3 protein-coding genes are annotated in these 2,075 nt (G+C 72.8%); all 3 read left to right on the forward strand.

Going from position 1 to position 2,075, the window contains the following annotated elements:
- Nucleotides 1–1,084, forward strand: a 1,084-nt coding sequence (hisD, locus tag AB1609_22300) for a histidinol dehydrogenase (GenBank protein MEW6049166.1), incomplete at its 5' end; no start/stop codon positions are given.
- Nucleotides 1,085–1,087: 3 nt separating this feature from the next.
- On the forward strand, nt 1,088–1,705 hold the full coding sequence (gene hisB / locus AB1609_22305) for an imidazoleglycerol-phosphate dehydratase HisB (GenBank protein ID MEW6049167.1): 618 nt from the start codon (nt 1,088–1,090) through the stop codon (nt 1,703–1,705).
- A 1-nt stretch (nt 1,706) separates the two neighbouring features.
- A partial coding sequence (gene hisH, locus AB1609_22310; GenBank protein ID MEW6049168.1) for an imidazole glycerol phosphate synthase subunit HisH occupies nt 1,707–2,075 on the forward strand: 369 nt, incomplete at its 3' end.

Raw genomic sequence — 2,075 nt, forward strand, 5'->3', positions numbered from 1 at the left:
CGCCGCGGGCGACCCCGCCCTGGCCGCGCTGGTGCCGGCTCTGCGGGCGGCTGCGGGCGCCGTTGAACGCTTCCACCGGCGCCAGCTTCCCTCCCCGGTTTTCGAGGTGACCGCCCCCGGCGTCGCTGTGGGATGGTATCCGGGGCCCGTGCGCCGGGCGGCCGTGTACGTGCCGGGCGGAACGGCGCCGCTGCTCTCCACCGTGCTGATGGGCGTGATCCCGGCTCGCATCGCCGGGGTCGGTGAGATTGTGGTGGCGACGCCGCCGCCGGTTCACGCCGGGGTGCTGCTGGCGGCCCATGTGGCGGGCGCCTCGCGGGTGCTGCAGGTGGGTGGCGCGCAGGCCGTTGCCGCGCTGGCGTACGGGACCGAGTCGATCCCGCCCGTGGACGTGATCGCCGGCCCGGGCAATTTGTTCGTCCAGCTTGCCAAGCGCGAGGTCGTGGGTGTGGTGGGCATCGACTCCCTGGCCGGCCCCACCGAGGTGGTGGTGCTGGCCGACGATTCGGCGCGGCCCGAGTGGGTGGCCGCCGACCTTCTCGCGCAGGCGGAGCACGCCGCGGACGCGGCCGCCATCCTGATCACGGACTCGGAGGCGCTGGCCGGGGCCGTGGAGCAGGAGCTGGCGCGCCAGCTTGCGACACTCCCCCGCGGCGAGACGGCCCGCGTGGCCCTTTCCCGGTGGGGCGCCGTGGTGATATGCCGCAGCCTGGACCCCGAGGGGTTGGCGCTGGCGGATGCCATGGCCCCGGAGCACCTGCAGGTTGCGACGGCCGACCCCGTGGCCCTCGCGGGACGGGTGCGCTGCGCCGGCGCCGTCTTCATCGGCCCTCATGCTCCGGAGGCGCTGGGCGACTATGCGGCCGGCAGCAACCACATCCTGCCCACCAACGGCACGGCCCGCTTTGCGTCGGCGGTGGGCGTCCACACGTTCTTGCGGGCGACCACCCTGGTCCACGCATCCCCTTCCGGCCTGGGCCACCTCGGGCCGCTGGTCGAGAAACTGGCAGCAGCGGAGGGGCTTGCGGCCCATGCCCGCTCGGTAGAGATGCGCAGGGCGGGCGCGCAGGAAGGGGAGACGTAGGCCTTGTCCTCGCAGACGCCCTCCGGCCGCCGCGTGGAACTGGAGCGTGCCACGGCCGAGACCCGGGTTTCGCTTTCGCTGTGCCTGGACGGGCAGGGCGCGACCCGAGTCAAGACGGGTATCGGCTTCTTTGACCACATGCTGACCAGCCTCGGCCACCACGCCCTTTTCGACCTCGATCTCACCGTGGCGGGCGACCTGCACGTGGACGCTCACCACACCGTCGAGGACGCCGCCCTGGCGCTGGGGGCGGCCGTGGACAGGGCGCTTGGCGAGCGGCGCGGGGTTGCTCGCTTCGGCCACGCGATCGTCCCGATGGACGAGGCGCTGGTGCTTGCGGCGGTGGACCTGTCGGGCCGGCCGCTCCTCGTCTGGGACGTACCGGCGCTGGACGCTTCCGGGACCAGGCTTGGCGAGATGGACGCAGAGCTGGTAAGGGAGTTCTTCCAGGCGCTGGCCGGGGCGGGGCGCCTTACGCTTCACGTCCGGCAGCTTTCGGGACGTAATCGGCACCACGTGGCGGAGGCGGCCTTCAAAGCCTTTGCCCGAGCGATCCGCCGGGCGGTGGCCATTGACCCAGACCGGCCGGATCGCATCCCTTCGACCAAGGAGCTTCTGTAGGATGGCGGCCGTCGGACTGGTTGATTACGGCATGGGTAACCTGGCCTCGGTGGAGCGGGCGATCCGGGCAGCCGCACCAGGCCTCGAGGTCGTGCGCATCACCCGGCCCGAGGAGCTTGGGGCCGTCCAGGCTGTCGTGCTCCCCGGCGTGGGCGCGTTCGAGGCGGCCATGGCGGCGCTGGCACGGGCGGCTATGGACCAGGCGCTGGCGGCCTACCTGCGGGAAGGGCGCCCGCTTCTGGGGATTTGCCTCGGCTACGAGCTTCTGTTCGACGAAAGCGAAGAGATCGGCTCCGGCCAGCCCGGAGGGGCCGTGCGCGGGCTGGGGTGGCTGCCCGGGCGGGTGAGGCGTTTCCCGGAGGGCGTCACC

The sequence above is a fragment of the Bacillota bacterium genome (assembly GCA_040754675.1).
In the GTDB taxonomy this organism is placed as follows: Bacteria; Bacillota; Limnochordia; order Limnochordales; family Geochordaceae; genus Geochorda.